The organism is Shewanella aegiceratis (genome assembly GCF_019457495.1).
GTDB classification, from domain to species: Bacteria; Pseudomonadota; Gammaproteobacteria; order Enterobacterales; family Shewanellaceae; genus Shewanella; species Shewanella loihica.
Genome location: NZ_CP080416.1, coordinates 3,748,203 through 3,770,461, shown reverse-complemented (window position 1 = coordinate 3,770,461; position 22,259 = coordinate 3,748,203). Strand labels below are relative to the sequence as shown.

Annotated in this window: 13 protein-coding genes; 7 read left to right on the top strand and 6 right to left on the bottom strand. The window is 55.9% G+C overall.

The window, feature by feature from the left end; genetic code table 11:
• Positions 1-29: 29 nt before the first annotated feature.
• The 3 genes from K0H80_RS16370 to K0H80_RS16360 are packed head-to-tail and all read right to left on the bottom strand — an operon-like array spanning position 30 to position 4,442.
• The gene (locus K0H80_RS16370) at positions 30-1,208 is read right to left on the bottom strand and encodes a lipocalin-like domain-containing protein (RefSeq protein ID WP_434086653.1); all 1,179 of its coding nucleotides are present in this window, start codon (positions 1,206-1,208) and stop codon (positions 30-32) included.
• A gap of 20 nt (positions 1,209-1,228) precedes the next feature.
• Complete coding sequence (locus tag K0H80_RS16365) at positions 1,229-3,784, bottom strand: ABC transporter permease (protein ID WP_220072282.1); 2,556 nt, start codon at positions 3,782-3,784, stop codon at positions 1,229-1,231.
• Complete coding sequence (locus tag K0H80_RS16360; protein ID WP_220072281.1) at positions 3,777-4,442, bottom strand: ABC transporter ATP-binding protein; 666 nt, start codon at positions 4,440-4,442, stop codon at positions 3,777-3,779. The genes K0H80_RS16365 and K0H80_RS16360 overlap by 8 nt, the downstream gene beginning before the upstream one ends.
• A 718-nt stretch (positions 4,443-5,160) precedes the next feature.
• Here K0H80_RS16360 and K0H80_RS16355 point away from each other — a divergent pair.
• Positions 5,161-10,467 (top strand): PAS domain S-box protein, encoded by a 5,307-nt coding sequence (locus tag K0H80_RS16355; RefSeq protein ID WP_220074015.1) that lies wholly within the window; start codon positions 5,161-5,163, stop codon positions 10,465-10,467.
• Positions 10,468-10,664: 197 nt separating this feature from the next.
• Entirely contained in the window at positions 10,665-11,684 is a 1,020-nt protein-coding gene (locus tag K0H80_RS16350) for a response regulator (RefSeq protein ID WP_220074014.1), read from the top strand.
• Positions 11,685-11,798: 114 nt separating this feature from the next.
• Here K0H80_RS16350 and ygfZ read toward each other — a convergent pair whose 3' ends face one another.
• The 3 genes from ygfZ to serA all read right to left on the bottom strand — a co-directional run bounded on the left by ygfZ (position 11,799) and on the right by serA (position 14,863).
• A complete protein-coding gene (gene ygfZ / locus K0H80_RS16345) occupies positions 11,799-12,767 on the bottom strand; it encodes a tRNA-modifying protein YgfZ (RefSeq protein WP_220072280.1) in 969 nt (322 codons plus the stop codon).
• A gap of 203 nt (positions 12,768-12,970) precedes the next feature.
• Positions 12,971-13,426 carry a DUF3592 domain-containing protein gene (locus K0H80_RS16340; RefSeq protein WP_220072279.1) on the bottom strand — a complete coding sequence of 152 codons (456 nt, stop codon included), beginning with the start codon at positions 13,424-13,426 and terminating at the stop codon, positions 12,971-12,973.
• Positions 13,427-13,633: 207 nt separating this feature from the next.
• Positions 13,634-14,863, bottom strand: a complete 1,230-nt coding sequence (gene serA, locus K0H80_RS16335) for a phosphoglycerate dehydrogenase (RefSeq protein WP_011866992.1) — start codon at positions 14,861-14,863, stop codon at positions 13,634-13,636.
• A gap of 433 nt (positions 14,864-15,296) precedes the next feature.
• On the opposite strand from serA, the gene K0H80_RS16330 reads away from it, so the two are divergent.
• From K0H80_RS16330 to K0H80_RS16310, 5 genes are all read left to right on the top strand, one after another.
• Positions 15,297-15,902: a DUF2238 domain-containing protein gene (locus tag K0H80_RS16330; RefSeq protein ID WP_220072278.1), complete on the top strand. Its 606-nt coding sequence runs from the start codon at positions 15,297-15,299 to the stop codon at positions 15,900-15,902.
• 258 nt (positions 15,903-16,160) lie between these two features.
• Positions 16,161-16,823 carry a helix-turn-helix transcriptional regulator gene (locus K0H80_RS16325; protein ID WP_011866990.1) on the top strand — a complete coding sequence of 221 codons (663 nt, stop codon included), beginning with the start codon at positions 16,161-16,163 and terminating at the stop codon, positions 16,821-16,823.
• A 690-nt stretch (positions 16,824-17,513) separates the two neighbouring features.
• Positions 17,514-20,129 (top strand): extracellular exonuclease ExeM, encoded by a 2,616-nt coding sequence (exeM, locus tag K0H80_RS16320; protein WP_220072277.1) that lies wholly within the window; start codon positions 17,514-17,516, stop codon positions 20,127-20,129.
• 659 nt (positions 20,130-20,788) lie between these two features.
• On the top strand, positions 20,789-21,238 hold the full coding sequence (locus K0H80_RS16315) for a PaaI family thioesterase (RefSeq protein WP_220072276.1): 450 nt from the start codon (positions 20,789-20,791) through the stop codon (positions 21,236-21,238).
• Between the two features lie 153 nt (positions 21,239-21,391).
• A complete protein-coding gene (locus K0H80_RS16310; RefSeq protein ID WP_011866987.1) occupies positions 21,392-21,643 on the top strand; it encodes a YgjV family protein in 252 nt (83 codons plus the stop codon).
• Positions 21,644-22,259: the final 616 nt, after the last annotated feature.

Here is a 22,259-nt window from a genome sequence, read left to right as displayed (position 1 = left end):
TTCCCCTTTTCGCTAGGGCGCAGTTCGAGCTAGTAGCCGGTCAGCTCCATATAGCCTTGGCCTCGATGGGAGCCGCTTACCTGTATTGGGCCCTCCCAGTAGCGCACGCTGAGCGGCATCAAGCTGTTTGGGTTAAGGGGCGAGATGTTGAGGTTTAACTGCTCGCTGGGAATGGCTATCTGCCAGGCGATGGGGTAGTTGGCCCCGTCTATCTTGTGCCACTCAGTCGCTTTCATCCTGATGCCACTGCTCGCTATGTTGCGGCCGCTGCCGTCGGCGAACATGCGCCGCGCACTGTAAAAGGAATCTCCCTTAGATCTGAGTTGGAACAGCATCAGGGTAGAGGCTTCGTCGAGGCGCAGGGCGAACCAGTCCCAGCCCTGCTGCTGACGGGTGAGAAACTGCGAGCTCCACTCCCTGTCCAGCCAACCCTGCCCGCTGACGCCGTGAACCTTGCCATCCAGGGTGACACTGCCGGTGATCGCGATGAAGGGTTGGCTGTAGTAGTAGGAGGCCACCTCGCCATCCGCGCTCTTGATGCTGTAGCCCTCATCCCCCTGTCGCTGATACGGCGCGCCGCTACTCAGTGTTAACTGATAGCTAAAGTCGTCGCTGTTAACCGTTAGTGTCGCCGGAAACAGATCGTCTCCTTCGCTCTGCCAGCGCCAGTCATCCAGGGCTATGGTGAGCGGTGAGGCCTTTGTCCCCGCCAGCTTGGGGTAGGCGCGAGACCAGCGCTCACTCGCCTTATGGGTCTCACTGGTGGTGACCGCGCTGTGGGCCATGTAGAGCTGCTTGGTCGCCCAGGATGTTTCTGGCTTTGGTTTCTCTGACTTTAGTTTCTCTAGCTTTGGCGCTTTTGAAGTCGGCGACTCTTTTGTGCCAGGAGATTGTGGTGAATCGAGTGAACTAGGTAAGAGAGCGATGCGAAACTGGGTCCATTGCAGCCCCAGCGGTTCGCCCGTATCTGTGGTGAGGTTGGCGGTGAGATACCACCATTCCTGTCTGAAGTCATCGTGGGCCAGATGATCTTTAGGAAAGCTAAGTGGTTTTCCCGGAAGCACTTTGGCGTAGCCGCCAGACGTTGAATCAGAACCAGAAGCTGAGCCCATGAGATCCCCCATGCCTTTCGACTCCTGTTTGGGCGCGTCGCAGCCCAGCAGCATAAGGCTAGGTAGCAAGAGGGCCGTTAGCATTAGCGCTATCATTCCATGGTGTTGCCGGCGCGTCATATGACCTCCCGTTGCAGGCTCGACACCAGGGGGCGTCTGGTTTGTTGATAGAGGGGGAAGGCGAGTGCCAGCGTGCTGGCCAGCAGCGCCAGTCCCACCAGCTCGAGGTAGGCGAGCCAGTCCCACACCATGGCGATGGTCCAGCCGAAGGCCTGCAGGGTCACCTTATGGATCAGCAGGTACCCCAGCAGGGCGCCCGTCGGCAGGGCCACCAGACAGGTGAGCAGTACCATGAGCAGCATCTGGCCAACCACCAACCACACCAGCTGACGGCGATTGACCCCCAGGGCGTAGAGGCGCGCGATAGGTGCCAGGCGTGCCTGGGTCAACATGTAACAGGCGCTGAACAGGCCGATGGCGGCCACCATCAGGGTCAGGCTGTTAAGCACCTGGGTGATGGAGAAGGTGCGCTTGAACATGGTGATCGCCTGAGCCTTGATATTCTCCTGGCTGTAGACCAGCGCGTCTGGCAGTTGGAAGCGCGTCTGGATCTGCTGGCTAAACCCGGTCACATCAGTGCTCAGGGTGAGGGCCAGACTCAAGGGCGTCTCACTAAGGTTAGCCCTGCGCCACAGGGCTGGCGGGATGATCACCTCGCCGTAGGGATTTCCATAATCATAATAGATGGCGCCTATGGTGAGTTCGGCCTCGCCCAGGGCCGCTATCTGTATCTTATCACCCAGCTGCTTATCCTGCTTGATGGCGAAGGGCTCGCTGACTAAGGCGAGTGGCTTAGTCTCGGGATCGGCCGAGAAAAAATCTCGCCACAGATCCGGCCTCGCCTGCTTGATGATGGTGGTGTGCTCGATGGAGTAGGGATCCCGGGTCAGCAGGAAGATGGGCGTCTGTTGGTAGTGACTCTTGAGTAGCCACTGCTTGTAGAGGCCGGTCACCTCGGGGGCCTGGCTCAGCGCCTTCTCCACCTCGGCCATCTGGCTGGCAGGTGGGCGCAGGTAGAGCTGGGCATGGAGCCTGGCGTCCAGCCACTGCTTGAGGGTGATCTCGAAGCTCCCCACCAGGCTGTTCATGGCGATATTGGCGGTGAGCGCCAGCAGCATGGCCATCATGGCCAGCGACAGCGGCGCCAGCAGCTCCCGGGTCTCACTGATCTGATAGCCGATAAGCCCCTTGGGGCTGATTCTCTGTAGCAGGCCGATGAGCTGCCTGAGCAGATAAGGCAGGGCCAAAGGAATGGCGATCACCACCAGACCCAGCAGCGCCATGGTGAATCGGTAGTCTTGGCTGAGCGGCATCAGGATAAGGGTCATGATGCCCAGCGTGCAGGCCAATAGCATGAGGCGATTCTGCGCCGGCTGGCTGCTGCGCTGCTGACTGAGCTGGCCGCTGCTCTGGGCGAGGGGCTGATTGAGCATCTGCCTCAAAAGGGAGCCGCAGGCTAGCAGGGCGGCGATCAGGGTCAGCAGGCTAGCTTGGGCCAGCCACTGCCAGCGCCAGCTTCCCGGCAAGATGTTGGCGCCATAGAGCTGCTCTAGGGTGACAGACACCATAGGCTGTAGCCAGAAGCTCAGCTGTAGCCCGAGGAAGAAGCCGATGAGTGAGCCCAGTAGCACCAGCAGGGTGAGCTCCAGCCCCAGCGCGAGCATGATGGCGGCGCGGCGCACGCCCTGTTGCTGCAGCTGGATAATCAGCCGTTTACGTTTGAGCAGGCTGTAGCGCACGCCGTTATAGGCGATAAACAGGCCGACGATAAAGGCCAGCAGGCTCATGGCGGTGAGGTTGAGATGAAAGCTGTTGGTGAGGGCCTTCATCGCCTCGCCGTTATCGCTCTCTACCAGCTCGCCCCGGCCGATGAGTAAGGATGTAAGGCGCTGCTGTTGACGCTCGCCGGGCGGGTCAAACAGGGCGATATAACTGAGCTCGCCCGGCTTGCCCAGTAGCTGCTGGGCCAGGGAGATATCCATCAGCAGGCGATCGCCTAGCTTGTAACTCTCATCGACCGCCACCACCTGGAGATGCATGCCGTTGAGGCTAAGCCAGGGCTCTGGCAATCGCTTGGCGTTGGCCTCACTCATCACCACAATTGGCTCGCCCGCCAGCATGGCCGCCAGGGGCAGGGGGCCGCTCATGGGCACCTTGCTATCTGATGGCTCGTCTGTTTGCGGCTTGTTTTTACTGTTTGGCGCTAAGGCGGAGAGGGCGGCGATAAGATCGCTGCCGGTGACTTGCCAGCGGTGCTGGGCGCTATCCAGGGCCGAGCCTTGAAGCACCGCCAGGCTGTGGTGGAACCCTTGGGCCCTGAGATCAAAATAGAGGTTCTCAGAGAGCGCCTTACCCGGCAGCGGGGTGACAAGATTGCTGGCCTGGCCGCTCAGCAGCTCGTTGGCCTGGCCATAGCTGTCGATGGCGCTCTCGTTGGTGGCCCTGACGCCGGTCAGCAGGGTGACCGCCAGCACTATGCCGATCAGTATCGCTCCGGCCTGCAACGGCGCCTTCTTGTAGTGGGCGACGAATACCCTGAGGGTAAGACGGGTGGCTCGCAGCAGCGCCTTGGCGCCGTCTCTGGCCTGACTGTTAACAACTAGGCTACTCATGCACCCGACCAAGATCCAGGTGCCAACGGCGCTGCATGAAGGCAGCGCACTCCATGGAGTGGGTCACCATCAAGATGCTGGTGTCGTGCTCGGCCGCCAGGGTGCAGATAAGCGCCATCACCTCCAGGCTGGTGGTCTGATCTAGGTTGCCCGTGGGTTCGTCCGCCAGCAATAATGCTGGCTTGTGGGCCAGGGCCCGGGCGATGGCCACCCTTTGCTGTTGACCGCCAGACAAGGCCTCCACGTGACGCTTGAGCAGGGGCCTTAGCCCGAGCGCGTCGACCAGATGATCGCACCAGGCGTTCCAACCGTCTCCCTGCAGGTGCAGGGGAAAGGCGATGTTGTCTTCGACATTGAGCGGGGTGAGCAGGTTAAATTGCTGGAAGACGACGCCTAGTTGGTGGTGTCTGAACTGGCTCCAGCGGCTGTCGTCCCAGGTTCGGGTATCTTGGGTTAATAGGGTGAGGGCGCCACTGCTGGGGCGCTCGAAACCGGCGATGATATTGAGTAGCGTGCTCTTGCCGCTTCCACTCGGGCCGGTGAGGGCAACCGTCTCGCCGAGGGCGAGCTCTAGGTCGAGCCTGTCCAGCACAAGATGAAACTTATCGCCGTCGTTAAAGCCCTTTGAGATCTCGCTCAGGGTCGCGACACTCGTCATTGCCAGTCCTTATCCTTTGATCGCCCAAGCGCTGAAGTTGGCTTGCGGCAGGCTTTCCATTAAAGCCATAGCCCATTAAATCAATAGCCCATTAAACCCATTGATAACTCTATCGATAGCAGATTGCAACCGCCAACCAGAGCCAATAGACAGGGTTATAATTAAATACCAATCGTAGTAAGTAACTGATCATTTTAGCTTGTTAAAATGCCCGATAACGGCGTTAGTATTTTTGATTGTAGAATAACTACTTATCAAAAATTCTGCCTTGTTCTCGAACGTTTTTTCCGCGCTATTTCTGATCACTTATTTACCGTGATTGGTATTACTTACGTAGCGCCTCGAGCAAAGGATCTATCGTCGTGAAACCTCATGCACTTGATGTTGGATTTTTACTTTCAGATGGCGGCTCAGGGGCTGGTGAAAAGCGGCTTATTTTTCACCTGTTTAATCGAGTGTTCGACCAAAGGTAAAGATCGCGCTAACTGGTTGATTGTCGATGGGCAAGGTGATTTAATGAGCAAGTATTTTTCTGGTTCATCATGAAGTTAGCAAGTTTTCACTATTTGAAGAGCAGAGTCTTTCGTGTCGGAAAACGGCCCCAGGCAGACACGGGAGTGGGTGAGCTTACCCGTTACTTAGTCAAGTCATGAAACTGGCACTGAGTGGGTGAGCCGTGGCAGGCCTGCGCGCCGCTAAGCCGATTGCACTGTGGAATATGGACATGAGCAGACTTCGTACCTTTCGTAGCCGGATAATCGTACAGATTGCCTTACCCCTTATCGCCATCATGGCCATGGTGTTGAGCCTGATCGCCTGGTTTAACTACCGGGCCGAAGAGAGCTACCTCTATGGCGATCTCGAGAAGCAGGCCGAGATGGTGGCCAGCAGGGTGCATCATTTTCTCTCCTTCGCCGAGAAGGATACCCGCACCTTTGCCGACCTCTTAGGCCAGATGAGTCGCGATCAGCTGCTCGAGCAAGGTGGCGAGCTCAAGGCATTGCTGACCCGGCGCCTGGAGCGCCAAAGCGACTTCTATGCCAGCGCCATCGCCTTTCGCCCCAGCCTGACGGCTAATCAGCAGTCCTATGCCCCCTATGTCTACCGGGATCAGGACGGCGTGAAGTTCCTGGATATCGGCGCCGACAGCTATGACTACACCGACGGCCAATGGGCCTGGTGGAGCGAGGCGATAGACAAGCCTCAGGGCTATTGGTCGCTGCCCTATTTCGACGAGGGTGCCGGCAACATCTTGATGATCACCTTCTCCCAGCCCTTCGGCCCCTCAAGCCCCTATTGGGGCGTGGTGACAGTGGATCTGGCCCTGGACGCTCTGCCGGCCATGGCGGGGATCGATGCCGATCGCATGCTGGTGTTGGATGACAAGGGACGGCTGATCTACCACAAGGATGCGCAGCTGCTGATGTCCCAGGGCACAGATAAGTGGCTCGCCCCATCAAATGACAACGGCGACTTCATCACCCTGCTCCAGTCGGCTAAATCTGGTAACAGCCGCATGCTGGCCGCCGATGGTCAGGCCTATCTTGCCAGCGTGGGCGTGGTGCCTAAGCTCAACTGGCGGGTAGTGATCATGACCCAAGAGGACAAGCTCTCCCATCAGCTCTACATGGGGCTCTCCTCTCTGGTGCTTACTCTGCTGCTGATCTCCGCCGTGCTCTATCTAACGGGTTATCTCACCGCCAGACGCCTGTCACTGCCCATCGAGCGTCTGGCCGCCGGCATAGTGGCCTTCGGCGCCGGTAAGACCAAACATATCGAAGGCACCCGGGGCGCGGTGACCGAGGTGGAGACCCTGACGGACAAGTTTAACGAGCTGGCCGAGGTGCTGGCCCAGCGCGAGCAAGCGCTGCTGGATTCACGCGGCAATCGTTTCGCCAAGCTGATCGATGGCATGAGTGACAAGTCCTTCTACTGCTCGCTGGAGCCCGATGGTCAGATCGCCCAGGTCTCTGCCGGAGTGGAGAAGGTGTTGGGAGTCAGCCCGGATCTGCTCAAGCGTAAATATCAGCGGATGTTCTCCGACAACCCCATCAATGAGGCGAACTGGGAGTACATGGACAGCGCCCTGCAGGGCAATAGTGTACCGCCCCACCAGGTGGAGATGATCGCCGCCAACGGCAGTGTGCGTCGCCTGGATCTCTTCATGCAGCCGCTATTGTCGGACAACGGCGAGCTGCTCTCCATCGAGATGCTGTTTAACGATGTGACCGAACAGTTCTCGGCGGCGGCCTGGTCTAACGCCGTGCTGGAATCGGCCCCCGAGGCTATGTTGATCGTCGACGAGCAGGGCCAAGTCGTCTTCAGCAACAGTTGCTGCCAGCAGTTGTTTGGCTTTGATGCCCAGCAGATGCTGGCGCTGAATGTCGACCAGCTGGTGCCCGATAGCGTCAAGCATCATGAGGCCCTAAGAGCCAAGTTTATCGGCGAAGGGGTGGATCGTCGCATGGGTCTTGGGCTGGGGAAGACGCTCAAGGCCAAGAAGGCCGACGGCAGCCTGTTTCCGGTGGAGATCAGCCTTGGGCTGCTGCCCGCCGACAGCGATGGACTGCGCCAGGTGGCGGCCTCGATACGGGACATGACAGAAGAGTTGGCCACCGCCAAGCGGATCAAGGACAGCGAGAGTCGTTTCCGAGGCCTGGTGGGCAACATTCCCGGCGCCGTCTACCGCACCCGATTAGGCGAGCAGTGGGTGATGGAATATGTCAGCGACAACATCGCCGAGATCACCGGCTATCCCGCCGCCGACTTTATCGAGAACAAGAAGCGGGTCTTTGCCAGCCTGATCCTGGAGGCGGACAGGGAAGCCACCGACACGGCGATCAACAAGGGGATCGCCGAGCAGCAGAGCTTCGAGGTGCAATACCGTATTCATCACCGGGATGGCAGCCTGCGCTGGGTGCACGAGAAGGGCAAGGCCAGCTATGACGATGAAGGCAATGCCCTCTGGTTCGATGGCAGTATACAGGATGTCACCCAGAGCAAGCTGGCCCAGGAGAAGATTGCCCAGTCCCAGCAGCAGCTGGAGACGATCACTGAGTCGATCCCCAACACCGTCTATCAGCTGCGTTGGATAGCCAACGATCAGCGCTACTTCACCTTCCTCTCCCGCGCCTGCATCACCACCCTGGGTTTTCACCGGGATCAGCTGCTGGCGAACTTCGACCTGGTGGCCGATTGCATCATAGAGTCGGAGCGGGCCCGCATCATTCGCGCCCTCTCCGGCGAGAGCGCCTCTGGGCTCAAATGGATTGAAGAGTTTCGCTACCAACACCCCACCGGCGAGCAGCGCTGGCTACAGGCGGGGGCCAGGGGCGATCGTCAGGACGATGGCAGCATAGTCTGGAACGGTTACCTGATGGATATCAGCGAGCGCAAGCAGATGGACAGGGAGCTGGCCAAGCGCGAGGCGCACTTTAGGGCTCTGTTCGATAACGCGGGTATCGGCATAGTCAATGTCGACGATCGCGGCGTTATCTTAGATTGCAACGAGCAGTTCAGCCAATACCTGCAGCTGCCGATCGAGCGGCTCAAGGGCAGTCTCTTCTTCGATTATCAGGACCCTGAGCAGGGGCTCGAGGCCAAGAACAGCTTTAAACACCTGATGAGCGACGGCGCCGACAGCGTCAAGTTGGAGATCCGTCTGCTCAACCAGGCCGGCGAGGCCAGGTGGATGGACGTCAACATGACCGGCCTGTCGGACAAGCAGGGGGAATATCGCTCCGCCGTGCTCTCCATGGCGGATATCAGCTCCCTCAAGCTACTCTCCGAGGAGCTGACCCAGGCCAAGGATGTGGCCGACGCCGCCAGCAAGGCAAAGAGCGACTTTTTGGCCAACATGTCCCACGAGATCCGCACGCCGATGAACGCCATTATCGGTATGTCGCAGCTATGTCTACAGACCAGTTTGGATAAGAAGCAGCAGAACTATGTGGAAAAGATCGACCGCGCCTCCAAGTCGCTGCTGGGGATCATCAACGACATCCTGGACTTCTCCAAGATAGAGGCGGGCAAGCTGGATATCGAGGCGGTGCCCTTCCAGCTCGATACCATGCTGGAAGATCTCAGCGACATGTTCTCGGTCAAGGCCGCCGACAAGCAGCTCGAGCTGCTGTTTGCCGTGGCGCCCAACATTCCCCGCCATCTTGTGGGGGATCCGCTGCGACTCAGTCAGGTGTTGATCAATTTGATGAACAACGCCATCAAGTTTACCGAGCAGGGCGAGGTGATGCTGTCGATCAGCCAGCTGGTGCGCGAGGATGAGGAGATACTGCTCAAGTTCAGCGTGCGCGACAACGGCATAGGCCTCACCGAAGAGCAGCGCGGCAAGCTGTTCCAGTCCTTTAGTCAGGCCGACAGCTCCACCACCCGCAAGTATGGCGGCACCGGCCTTGGGCTGGCGATCTGCAAGCAGCTGGTGGAACTCATGGGCGGCGAGATCGGCGTCGAGAGCCAGTTCGGCAACGGCAGTACCTTCTTCTTCAGCGTGCGCTTCAAGGTCGCCGACAATCAGCTGATCAAGGTGGCCCAGGAGCTGGAAGGAATGCGGATTCTGGTGGCCGACGACAACGCCACCGCCCGGGATATTCTGCGCAGCACTCTCGAAAGCATGGGCTTTACTGTGGATACGGTGCGCAGCGGCGCCGAGGCGCTCAGTCGCTGTCAGGAGACCGACTATGGGGTGGCGCTGATCGATTGGCGCATGCCTGAGATGGACGGCCTGGAGACGGCGCGGCGACTGCTGAGCGAGCGCGCTAACCCGCCCAAGACGCTGATCGTCTCGGCCCATGCCGACGGTGATTTTATTGACAAGGCGGAGCAGGCGGGGATCTCGGGTTATATCACTAAGCCGATCAGCGCCTCACGCCTGTTGGACGGCATCATGTCGGCCCTGGGTAAGCAAGGCGCCATGCCGGTGCGGCGCAAGGGCAGTGAGATAAGCCCCGCCCTGCTGGCGCAGCTCAAGGGCAAGCGCATCCTGCTGGTGGAAGACAACGAGATGAACCAAGAGGTGGCCAGCGAGTTCCTCGAGCAGGTGGGGGTGATCCTCTCGATTGCCGAGAATGGTCAGGTGGCGCTGGAGAAGCTGGCCATGCAGAGCTTCGACTTGGTGCTAATGGATTGTCAGATGCCGGTAATGGATGGCTATCAGGCCACCGCCGAGCTGCGTAAGCGTCCCGAGTTGGCAGACCTGCCGGTGATCGCCATGACGGCCAACGCCATGGCTGGGGATAAGGAGATGTGCCTGCGCGCCGGTATGAACGACCATATCGCCAAGCCTATTGAGGTGTCGCTGCTCTACAAGACGCTGCTGGAATACCTGGGGGATGACAGTCAGGTCATAGAGGAGACCAGCACTGAGCAGACACATCAGCACAGTCAGGATGCCTATTGGCCACAGCACCCGGCGCTGGATATCGACAAGGGACTGCAGCTGGTGCAGAACTCGGCGCGTCTCTACCGGCGGATATTCGAGCGTTTCTATACGGGTCAGTCCCGCTGCGCCGAGCTTATCGCCACCGCACAGCGTGAGGGCAAGCAGGAGGAGGCGGTGCGTTACGCCCACACCCTCAAGGGGGTGGCCGGTAACCTCTGTTGCCCCGAGCTGGTGACCCTGGCCAAGCAGGTGGAGCAGACACTCAGCGATTCGATCCAGGCCGATGTGACAGAGGCGCTGACTCAGATGGGTGAGCTGTTAGACAGCCTGTGCGCCACCATAGGCGACTGGCTCAGTCAGACCGGGGCCGAGACGCTGCCGCAAGAAGATGGCACCGAGCCCGGGGCGGCTACCGATGCGCCAGCCATGTCGGCCCAGGAGCTGGATGCCGCCATCAAGGAGCTGCTCAAGATGCTGGAGGAGGCGGACGCCGAGGCGGTGGAGAAGCTGCAGGCGATCCGCGATCGTCTACCTAAGTCACTGGCTAATAAGATAGCGCCCGTGCTCAACATGGTGAACGCCTATCAGTTTGACGAGGCGATCGAGCTGGTGGAGGAGATCTTTAGCTAGGCTTTACGCATGGCTAGGCTTTACGCCGTGACTAAGTGTGAGTGAGCTGGCTGATCGTGATAGTCGCTTGGGGCGTATGACAAAGAGGGATGGCAAGATTTGGCCGCGCGCCGCTTCGAAGGGCTGCGGGGCCTTAGGCGTGTAGGAACTATACTCAAACAGCTGAGTATCACAGGGTGCAACGGGAGAAGGGATTGATGGAGAAAGCCACGGTATTGGTTGTAGACGATACCCCGGAGAATATCGATATCTTAGTGGGTATTCTTGGGGATGAGTATAAGGTGAAGGTGGCGATCGACGGGCCTAAGGCGCTGACGATCGCAGGCAAGAGCGCGCCTGACATCATCTTGCTCGACGTGATGATGCCGGGCATGAATGGCTATGAGGTGTGTAAGCGGCTTAAGCAAGAGCCTTTGACGGCGCACATTCCGGTGATCTTCGTCACCGCCCTGACCGACGTGGCCGACGAGACCCAAGGCTTTGAGCTGGGGGCGGTGGACTATATCACCAAGCCGGTCAGTGCCCCTGTGGTTAAGGCGAGGGTGAAGACTCATCTGTCGCTGTACGATCAGAAACGCCTGCTGGAACAGGAGGTGAAGGCCAGGACCCGTGAGCTGGAGGTGACCCGGCTTGAGATCATCCGCCGCCTGGGCCGCGCCGCCGAGTATAAGGACAACGAGACGGGGATGCATGTTATCCGCATGAGTCACTATGCCCGTCTGCTGGCCCGCCAGGCCGGGATGTCGGAACATTTCTGTGAGCTTATCTATAACGCCTCGCCCATGCACGACATCGGCAAGATAGGCACGCCGGACGCTATTTTGAAGAAGCCCGCCAAGTTAGACGATGAGGAGTGGCGAGAGATGCAGCGTCACGCCGAGATAGGCGCCGAGATCATCGGCGAGCATCCGGATCCCATGCTGGAGATGGCGCGGCGTATCGCCCTGACCCACCACGAGAAGTGGGATGGCTCGGGCTATCCTAAGGGGTTGAGCGGCGAAGAGATCCCCATCGAGGGGCGCATAGTGGCCATTGCCGATGTGTTCGATGCCCTGACCTCGATTCGTCCCTACAAACAGGCCTGGAGTGTGGAGGATACCCTGGCGCTGATCGATCGCGAGGCGGGTAAGCACTTCGATCCCGAGCTGGTGACCCATTTCAAGGCGATCGTCGATGACGCGGTGAAGATCCGTGACAGCCATCAGGACAAGGAGTGATCAGTAGTCAGATGGCGCTGAGGACTAGGCTCTGAGCGTTAGGCACAGAGTTTTGAAGATAGAGCCGTACATTAAAAAAGGCGCCATTGGCGCCTTTCTTCGTTAAATCTGAGCTTACTCTTCATCTAGGGAGTAGGGCAGCGGCACTAGGGTGAGAACTGATGCCTCATCGCCCGCCACTCTCAGCTGAGCCGTTAACGGCGTATCGTTGGGCAGTACGGCGCTCAGCAGCAGCTGACCGTCACGCTGCACGGCTTCTACAATGGTGCCGGCGCGGCGATAACCTTCATCGTCTTCCAGTTTCATCTCGAGCTGACTGTCGTCATCTATCGCCACACTGGCCGAGCCTTGGACGATATAGAGGGCGCGCTTGTTGCCGCCGCGATACTTCATGCGGGCCACGGTCTCCTGACCCATGTAGCAGCCCTTGGTGAAGCTGATGCCATCGACCGCCTGCACGTTACACATCTGCGGCACAAACTGGCTCTGATGACGGGCATAGATATTAGGCAGACCGGCGGCGATCTCGACCGCCTGCCAGGCGCTGAAGTCATAGATCGGCTGGTCTATCTTAGCTAGCAGATCAGCTTGGGTATCGCGCTTGACCGCTAAGATAAAGCGTTCGCCGTCTCTTAGGATGACGCCGCCAGGGATCTCGGTGAGCTCGGCTGTGGTCTCGCCGAAGGTCTGGGCTATCCAGGCAGGGGCCTGCTCGCCGCTGACGCCCATTAGACACCAGTCGTCGCTGGCATCGACCAGTTCTGCCTTGCTGAACACGGCATATTTCTGCAGCTGCGGCAGGTCCAGCGCCAGCGTCTCTCTTGGCATCATCATCAGCAGTGCATCTTGATGGGCGAAGGTTCTGAAGCTTGCCAGCATCTTGCCCTTAGGATCGCAGTGGGCGCCCCAGCGCCACTGATTGGCCGCCAGAGAGGTGATATCTGTGGTCACCTGACCGTGGATGAAAGTCCGTGCCTGCTCGCCGGTTACAGAGATAAGGCCGAGATGGGAGAGTTGGCTGAAAACGATGGCGGGTTGCGCCTCATTGAGGGGCCACTGAGGTTGAGAAACGGTAAGCGTCATATCATGTTCCTGGGCGAATGGGCAGATTTGGGGTTGCCCGGTTAAGGGCTCATTATCATCAATATAGGGGCGCGGGGAAAAATTTAAAGGGGCCAGGGGAGGAATCTTTCAAATGATTAAGGCCAATCTTTAAAATTATGATCCCTAAACGCTTTTGGTTTGGCATGCCAGACTGATTAGCGATTAGCGGCGCCGCGAGCTTCTTAGGCTCCACAGGCCAAACAGGACAATCGCCAGCCCAAGGATAATATCGCCAAGCTGCTCGAGCTGAACGCCCCTGATAAGCCGCGACTGTCGCGGATCGTCCGGGTCGAGATACACGGGACCCGCTGGCCGATGCCATAGGGCGCCAGACGCGCCTCGGCGTCTTCTCGGGTGCGATCGCCGCTGTAATCTGGATAGAGTAACTCGCCACGGTGTTTTATCCCCTGCCAGATATATTCATAGCCGACTTCGGCCTGGTAGAAGTCGGTGCCCTGACGGGCGCCGCTGGGGCGAAACCGGCCGATATGATTGGTCAGTACCTTAGCCTGAGTCTCCTGCCAGCCGTAGCTGAGCAGGCTCTGGTAGCTGTTGAGTCCGCCGCGGATAGCGAGCGCCGCCCCAAACAGTATCAGCCCCGTGATCACCAGTGAGACTAACACGCGTTGCTTATCCATGATTGCTCGATTTCCGTTTATGAGTCCAAGATGAGCCCAAGTTGTAGGGCCGCCGACTGCGCGCATCATATCCTATGTATTGCTTGAGGTGCCAGATTCTGCCGAGTGGTCGAGAGACTGAATCGTGAAATAAAGCGCTGTTAAAGAAAAAGGCACCACAGAGTGATGCCTTTTTTCGCGAAGCTTATTTCCAAAGACGGGGCCGTCTTAGTGCAGCAGGCGGGTCCTGATGGTACCGTCGATCGCCTTCATCTCTTCCAGCGCCTCATCGGCCTGATCTGAGTTGACCTCCATTACCACGTAACCAATCTCTGCGGTGGTTTGCAGGTATTGGGCGGCGATGTTGATCCCTTTCTCGGCGAAGGCCTGGTTAATCTTGATCAGAATACCCGGACGGTTGTGGTGAATATGCAGCAGACGCGAGGTGTCTTTATGCTGCGCCAGCGATACTTCAGGGAAGTTGACGGCTGTCATGGTCGAGCCGTTGTCTGAGTATTTCGCCAGCTTGCCTGCCACCTCGATACCGATATTTTCCTGAGCTTCCTGGGTGCTGCCGCCCACGTGTGGGGTCAGCAGTACGTTATCCAGGCCGCGCAGTGGGCTGACAAACTCGTCGTCGTTCGACTTAGGCTCGACCGGGAAGACGTCGATGGCGGCGCCGACGATATGATCGCCGCGGATCGCCTCGGCCAGGGCATCGATATCTACCACAGTGCCGCGTGAGGCGTTGATCAGAATGCTGCCCTGACGCATGGCCGCCAGCTCTTTGCTGCCAATCATGTTCTTGGTCTGCGGCGTCTCTGGCACGTGCAGACTCACCACGTCGGCGAGGGACAGCAACTGCTCCAGCGAGTGGATCTGTTGGGCGTTACCCAGAGGTAGCTTGTCTTCGATATCGAAGAAGATGACGCGCATGCCTAGGGTTTCGGCCAGGATCCCCAGCTGAGTACCAATGTGGCCATAGCCAATCACCCCAAGGGTCTTGCCGCGGGCCTCGAAGCTGCCATTAGCGCTCTTGAGCCAGCCACCACGGTGGGCCAGGGCGTTGCGCTGTGGAATACCACGCAGCAACATGATGATCTCACCCAGTACCAACTCGGCGACGGAGCGAGTGTTGGAAAACGGCGCGTTGAAGACCGGAATACCCAGCTTTTCTGCGGCGGCGAGATCGACCTGGTTGGTGCCGATACAGAAGCAACCTATGCTAACCAGCTTTTCAGCCTTGTCGAGCACGGCCTTGGTGAGTTGGGTACGGGATCGGATGCCAACGAAGTGAGCATCTTTAATCGAGGCTAACAGCTCCTCTTCCCCCAGTGATGCCTTGTGATATTCGATGTTGTTGTAACCTGCACGCTTGAATACATCTACCGCAGATTGGTGGACGCCTTCCAACAGCAGGATCTTGATCTTATCCTTGTCCAGCGAATGTTTCGCCATGATTTAGGTACCCTCTTGCTCAATTGTTGCTAGGTGAGTATCGCTCTCGGGGACAATTTCTACTCGGCTTTCGCTCTGTGGCCTGATACCAATGAATCTTCGTCGTCTCGCTATTGGCCTGGGGCCAGGGACGATGAGCTTCTAAGGATGGCAGGACGCTGAGCCCAGTCGGGCAAGGTTATTGCGGATGCTGTACGGTTTCCGGCTGACTTGTGTAGAATGACTACACAGAGCAAGCGTTTTAGCGCAAAGCCCTTTAAACCTTGGTAAAAATGCGCCCAGAAAGGTCTACAAGCCCTGTTCTTGTGGTGATTTTTATCTGTTGCCTGTCAATGCCTCCACAAAATAGCACCTTTTTTGGTCAGTGTGGAGGGCTAGATGGCTAAAGTTATTATTCTGATATTAAAACAATATCATCTAAGGAGTTCTTATTTTGAATAAAAGCACCGTGTGGCTCACAATTTTCTTCGCCGTGCTGATCTGGTCAGGGATAGAACCAAAAGATAGCTTTACCTGGTTTTTAGAGGTTGTTCCCGCGCTGATCGCCCTGCCTATCCTCTTTGTGACCCGCAAGAAGTTTCCACTCACCTCTCTGGCCTACGGTCTTATCTTGATCCACGCCATCATTCTCATGGTGGGTGGGCACTACACCTATGCCGAGGTGCCGCTGTTCGACACCATAGCCGACTGGATGGGCAGCGAGCGCAATAACTATGACAAGGTGGGCCATTTCGCGCAGGGCTTTATTCCCGCGTTGCTGGCCCGTGAGGTGTTTCTGCGCCTCGAGGTGGTGAAGAAGGGGGCCTGGTGCAATTTCCTGGTCTGCTGTTTCGCCCTGGCGCTGTCGGCATTTTATGAGTTGATCGAGTGGTGGGTCGCGTTGGCAACGGGTGAAGATGCCGAGGCCTTCCTGGGCACCCAGGGCTATGTGTGGGACACCCAGTCTGACATGGGGATGGCGCTTATAGGCGCCCTGGCGAGCGTGATGCTGCTTTCACGCTGGCATGACAGACTGCTGCTTAAACTGAAAAAGCAATAATAATCTGTAGCTTGCCTATCACATCAGAAGCATTATTATATGCTAATGATGTGATGAGTTAGCTTTATATAACTAATAGTGATAACTATTCTCACTAGAGTTAGTTAATATAGCTGACATACTTTTTTACTAGTCATAAATGGATAAATTAAGTGGTATCTATGACTAGGAGGAATGAAGTTCATAAAGATCAATAACAGGGATAGCTTACTCACATATGGTTAACTGCATTGAGATGCTTTTCAGGGAGAGAAGCGTATGAGTAAAATTGATGAACTGGTTTTTCTACACCAAGATTCAACACCGTGCCATCTGGCCGTTCTGGCCGAATCGATCGGCTTAAAGACGCGTATCGCCCGTCAGGTCAGCGACCTGGATCCGGAGCGGGATCGCAACAGTTTCTACCTCATTGCCCAGAAGGGTGCGGCGCTGGACAGCAAGGGCGTGCCCTTGATTGTCGCGCGTCTATTACCCCATGTGCCCATCGCCCTCTATCAGGTCGAACGCGGCAGCCTGGAGCCGGAATCTGCCCTGCTGCTCGGGGTGCGCGGCCTGCTGTTTTCCGATCAGCGTATGGATCTCTCGCTGACCGGATTGCGTAAGATGGTCAACGATGAGCTGTGGTATGACAGACCTTTGATCTCTAAAGTGTTTCGTCAGCTGGTGAGCCGCCAGGACAGTGGCGTCGAGCTGACCCAGGATATGGTCGCCATGCTGCAAAAGCTCACCACTCGTGAGCGCACCATCATACAGTTGGTCTCCAGCGGTGCCCGCAACAAGGAGATCGCCGATCGCCTCTGCATCAGCGAGCACACGGTCAAGGCCCATATCTCTTCAATCTTCCGCAAGACTCAGTCTCGTAATCGGGTCGAGCTGCTGCGCTGGTCCCAGGCAAACGCCTGCCACTTCGAGTTTTGTTAATCCAATAATCTTTCATACCTAAGCAAGCTCAGTGTCTGCTGAGCTGGGCTTTGTAGCTGGGCTTTGTAGCTGGGCTTTGGAGCTGGGCTTTGGAGCTAGGCTTTGGGCTAGGCTTTGAGGTTCGCTTTGGCATCTGCTTTTGGCATTAGCTCGTCGCACCGGCTAGTAGCATTAGCTTCTGGCATTTGCCTGACGCCTTGGCTTTAAATCCTGGATTTAGCTTACAAACTTTGTCAGGCGGCTGAATCTGGTTTGAATTGCATCGGATTCCCCGCCAGTCCAAGTTGCGGCTTGTCACACTTTCGACATTTCACCTTCTTATCAGTAGAAAGGTTAAATTGACCTTAAAATAAAACCACGGTTTGTAAAATCGTTGAGCATTTGCACTAATCAGGCTTGGTGCTGGGTGTTTGAATGCTCAAACTTATCTATTGTTTTGCTTGAAATTATCTAATCCCACCACGAATGAATCCTGACGGCCTCATGTTTTGTGCCGCGAAACCAATCGCTTAATCACAATTTACTAATATGTATGTCATTTGCTGTACAGATATTAACCGTATTTTATAAACATAATGTTCGCTATTTTGGAATGTGATCTTCGTCACAAATTGGCTTGGGCACTTCTGTAACAATCTCGCCGCACGTTAATAAAAATTAGCGGCATTATTATAAAAATGGGGTTGAACAATGGATAATGTTAAAAAGTTGTCAGTGCTTGCACTGTCAATAGCCGCGGCTTTGCCCGTTTCTGCGAAAGCCGACCTGCTGATCAGCGAGTATGTTGAAGGCAACAGCAACAATAAGGCGATCGAGCTGTATAACTCAGGCGACGCCGCCTTAGATCTTACCGGCTACAAGCTGGTGCGCTACAAAGATGGCGATACCAATGCCTTAGATATGGTCGCCCTAGACGGTCTCACCATAGATGCCAAAAAGCTCAAAGTGATCTTACACCCAAGTGCCGAAATCGCCCTAGGTAGCGATGTCGACAGCAGCACGGGTAATCTCTATTTCAACGGCGGTGATGCCGTAGCACTGGTCAAAGATGGTGCCGTGGTAGACATCATAGGTGCCGTGCCTACGCCTAGTGGCTGGGGCATGAACGTCACCATGCAGCGCAACACAGATGCCCTTGTTGCATCAAACGTCTTCGTCGAAAGCCAGTGGAAAGTATTGCCTGTCGATACCTTTACCGGCCTGGGTAACCTAGATGGCGCCAGCGCACCAACCGAACCTGAAGCTCCTGCCTTCACCTGTACCGGCGCTAAAATCACACCAATTTACAGCGTTCAGGGGGCAGGCAAGTCTAGCCCACTGATCGCCGACGGCGAGTATGCCTCTAAAGAGGAAGTGACGATTCGCGGTGTAGTAACCGCTCGTGGCGACAGCCTGTTCAAGGGCTTCTACCTGCAAGAAGTTGAGGGGGACAACTCGCCTTACACTTCTGACGGTATCTTTGTCTTCTTAGGCGAAGCGGCCGGCGAAGAGATCCAGCCTGGCGTTGAAGTCTGTGTTCAAGGTCTGGTGAAAGAATACTATGGCTTGACTCAAGTCGATATCAAGGCCGACAAGAAGATGGAAGTGGGTGAGAACGTAGGCGCGCCTGCTGCTCAACCTTTCTATGTGGCCGACGGCGAGAGCCTGGGTGATGCGCTAGAGCGTTTCGAAGGCATGCATGTGGTACTCGATGCCGGTAGCGACATGAAAGTTAGCCGTACCTTCAGCTATGACTACGCCGCCCGTCGTAACAACATGATGTTGTCTCACAAGGCGCCGCTGATGAAGGCGACCCAGCTCTATCCAGCGATGAGCGATGAAGCGATTGCGCTGGAAGCACAAAACCGCGCTAATCAGCTATTTATCGAGTCAGACTATAAGGCGAAAGATGGCGAAGTCCCTTACTTCCCAACCTTCAATGCCGAGAACGGTTATATCCGTGTCGGTGACCAACTGACTAACCTTCAAGGTGTGGTGAGCTACAGCTATAACGAATACCGCTTGGTGGCGACCAACGAGATTGTGGCGGGTGACTTCATTCGCGGCGATGATCGTAGCGATGCACCAGGCATTGCCACTAAGGGTGATATCCGTGTAGCTAGCTTCAACGTACTGAACTTCTTCAACAATGCGGTTGGTGGTGACGATACGCCTGCCGATAATCGTGGTGCTAACACCGAAGAAGAGATGCTACTGCAACGCACTAAGATAGTTAATGCCATCACCGCCATGAACGCCGACATCGTTGGCCTGATGGAGATAGGTAACAACGGCTTTGGCGAGAAGAGTGCGATTCAAAACCTACTCGATGCATTAAATGCCGAACTCAGCGATGCCGATGCCTATAGCTTCGTCGAGATCAACGATGCCGATAAATACCAAGGTAAGTTTGTCGGTAGCGATGCTATCACTGTGGGCATGCTGTACCGCGCCGCTAAGGTGACACCGAGTGGTGATGCCTTCTTGATCGCCACACCTGAGCAACACGCTACCGCAGGCGTAGTGACTCGCGGCGAAGGCGACAAGGCGGAACTCAGCCCAGCGTTCGATAAGTATCAACGTCACAGCCTAGGTCAAACCTTCAAGATCCATGACGAGCAGTTAACTGTCGTTGTGAACCACCTCAAGTCTAAGGGCTCAGGTTGTGTCGAAGATTGGGCTAACTATGAAGACAAGAGCGATCCAGCGGATCTTCAGGGCAAGTGTAACGAGTTCCGTGTATCGGCTGCTAAGGTCATTGGTGATGCGCTGCAGGACGTGAAGGGTGATCTCTTAGTGATCGGCGACATGAATGCCTACGGCAAAGAAGATCCTATCCGCGTATTGACCGACTTCGATGCCGCAAACAGCGATCGTGACATCATGACCGCCTCTTGGACAACGCTAGATGGCAAGGTCTATGAACGTGAAGGTAGCAAGATTGAGAAGGGCTATGGCCTGATCAACCTAAATACCAAGGTTCATGGCCCAGATACTTACTCATACAGCTACAACGGCGAGTTGGGTAACCTGGACCACGCATTGGCTAACACTAGCCTGGCCGAGCGCGTACTGGATATTCAAGACTGGCACATCAACGCGGTCGAATCGAACCTGTTCGAATACGGCAGCAAATACACAGGTGAGCTTGCCAAGTCTGAGAATGCCTTCTCTGCATCGGATCACGACCCTGTGATCGTGGCGCTAAGCTACCCAGCGCCTAAGCCAGAGCCTAAGCCTGAGCCGGAAGAAAAGGATGACGGCGGTTCACTGGGTTATCTAGGACTGATGTTACTTGGACTGGCCGGATTGCGTCGCCGCAACTAGTCTGCCAAGTCTCTCGCAAGCCAGCTGTTCTCCCCAGCTGGCTTTTTTTATGCCTGCATTTAACCGTCTAGTCTGTTTCGCCTTAGTGTCATTTAGTCTTTTAGCCTGTAGCTGATGTCACTCGGTTCTGTTTCATCTGTTTAGCCGCAAGTTTAGCGCCTTGTTAGCGGCTGTTTTGCTTTGTGTAGCGTCGCCTCGCCATTTCTGCGGCTCAGATAACGCTGTGATATTTTTCTATTTTTCTCTCACTCATCGGGCTTGTTAATTTGTATTTTCAGGATAAACTGTCGCGCGTTATCGGCCAGGCCCAAGTGCCCTAGCACTGTGCCGACAACGTGATACAGCGCCTTTGATTAAGAGCCCTTGATTCGGCGTAAACGTTACCAGTCACCCTAGGCCTTCATTCGTCACACAAACCCACTTGATGCGGCCAATTTGGCGGCAAACGAGACTAACAATTCAGGGCGGATGAAGGCCAACCCCAGTATGTTTTTCTGGTGACCCCTTAACACCGCCGTCTGTTCAAAGCAGCATGCCTCGCAAGGCGATTCCAGCCCTTATCCTTCAATATCCTAATGCTCTATTTCCTATTGCCCTATTTCCTATTGATTAGCGACGAAGTAGACTAAATATCACTTTTGATCGTTGTGGAATGAGACATGAGCATTTGGTTTAGACCCGTTACCCTGGAAGATTGCGCCAAGATGGACGCAGGTATGCATGGCAAAGGCACCTTGATGCAGACCCTGGGGATCACCATCAGCGAGATTGGCGAGGATTACATGAAGGCGACCATGCCGGCCTCGCCAGCGGTGCACAATCCCTTGGGAATAGTTCATGGCGGCGCCAATGTGGCCCTGGCCGAGACTGTGGCCAGCTATGCGGCCAACTTCGTGGTGGATTTTGAGCACTACTATTGTGTCGGTCAGGAGATCAACGCCAACCACCTTAAGGCGTCGCGCAACGGCACCCTGACGGCGACCGCCAAGCCAGTTCACCTGGGCAAACGCAGCTCGGTGTGGGAGGTGTTGATCCACAACAGCGCCGGTGAACTCTGCTGTATCTCGCGTATGACGGCGGCAGTGGTTAAGCGGCAGGCGATGGTCTGATGGCTGGACGCAGAAGCAGAACGGCTCTGGCGTAAAGCTCGCATTCATCTGACATGCACCTGAATTAGTAAGATAATTTAGTCAGATTGGCTGCCACTTGTGCAGCCCGGTGCCATAATTAGGGAAGATATGCTTAAGGGTTAAGGAGTGCCTATGGAAACGGCAACAATTTGGGAATGGGTCGGCTATCTGGCCTCTGTGGTGGTCGCCATCTCCCTCATGATGTCAAATATCAAGAAGCTGCGTTGGTGGAACCTGATCGGCGCCGCCCTGTTTGTCGCCTACGGTCTGGCCATCGGCGCCCTGCCTGTGGCCTTGGTGAACTTCTTCATCGTGTTGATCGATGCCTTCTATCTGGTGAAGCTGTATCAGGTGGCCAAGGTCAAGTTGGACAAAGATAGCTGATCTGAGCCAACTCAGGCTAAGCGGGGAGATAAGCGCGAGTGTTGACGCTTACTCCCCGCGGCTAAAGATCGCGGCGAAAACCCTGTCATCTGATTTTATATCTATCTAACTCTCTCCGCTCTCTCCACTCTATCTCCACTCTCTCTCCTTTCTGCTGTCGGCTCTCCGTTCATTCTTCTTCTCTGTTTTTCTGCTTTGCGTCTCTGTTTATCTCTCGCCTTTCCTTGGTATCTGCATCGTTTCTATCTCGTGTCTATCTCGTTTCTATCTCGTTTCTATCTCGTTTCTATCTCGTTTCTTTCTCATTTCTATCTCGTTTCTACCAACCCCTCTTAGGCTGGCTCGTCAGTGAGTTCGGCTCGTAAAGCGCGTACAGATTAGGCATCTGATTAGGAATCTAATTTAGAAACTAAACCTTAATCTATAAATCAGTTTAAAGTTATCAGTTTTAATCGTTTTATATTTCTCTGAGACTCGACTAATCTTGCTACATCGACAAGTTAATCGCTAAGCGAGTCACTTAACTCAATGGCCTAGCGCTTAACCTGAGCGCTTGGAAAGAGTGCTTGAAATGAGCGTTTAGAGGAACAGAGCTAATTTGGAGAAGAGCTATGGT